The 814-nt window shown below is 68.8% G+C and carries 1 protein-coding gene; it reads right to left on the minus strand.

Going from position 1 to position 814, the window contains the following annotated elements; all coding sequences use genetic code 11:
- Positions 1-394: 394 nt before the first annotated feature.
- Positions 395-814, minus strand: a 420-nt coding sequence (locus ACFWJO_RS40440; RefSeq protein ID WP_386873367.1) for a flavin monoamine oxidase family protein, incomplete at its 5' end; no start/stop codon positions are given.

Genomic DNA, 814 nt, shown 5'->3' on the forward strand with positions numbered 1-814 from the left:
GTTCGCCACTGTCTCACTCGCCGCATCCACCGGCGCGAGTCCGGGACCGGGCGTCGCGCGGCTGTCCGCCACCAGCATGTGCCCGGCGTTCACCCCGGGAGCGAATTGCACGACGTACACCTCCGCCACCGTGGTGCGGTGGCTCAATCTCAGCACGGGAGCGGCCGGAACGGTGACCGTTCCGTCGGGCAGTTTCGGAGTGCCCGGGAAGGAACCGGTGGTCGACGTGCCCACGGGATCGGGGCACGTGACGGCGACCGTCCTCGGCGAATCCTCGGCCACGATCGTTCCGGGCCTGGGGTACTTCTTCGTCCCCTGAGCAGTTCTCCCCGGCCACTCCTTCCCCGACGAACGGGACGCTCGTTGCGTCAGATCGAACGAGCGTCCCGTTGGTTCAGCGGGACAGTTGCTTCCGGATCTCCTCGGCCGCACGCGATCCGGAGGAGATCGCTCCGTCGATGTAGCCGTTCCAGATGCTCGCGGTCTCCGAGCCCGCCCAGTGGATGTGGTCCGCGGGAGCACGCCAGCCGTCGTGTCCGTGCGCGAACCACGTTCCGGGGGTGGGGCTCGCCGCGTACCCTCCTCGGGCCCACCGGTCCTGCGGCCAGATCTTCTCGGCGTAGTCGACCGGCGACGCGGCGCGATCGCCGAAGAGTTCGACGAGAGTGTCGATGATCGCTGCCCGGCGGTCGTCGTCGGAGAGCGCCGACCAGGACCGCTGGCGGTCACCGTAGACGAAGCACACGAGCACACCGTGTCCGGCATCTTCGGGGGAGTTGTCGAACACGACTCCGACGGCGCGGGTGCCGTAGAT

Source organism: Streptomyces sp. NPDC127092, assembly GCF_042722475.1.
GTDB lineage: Bacteria > Actinomycetota > Actinomycetes > Streptomycetales > Streptomycetaceae > Streptomyces.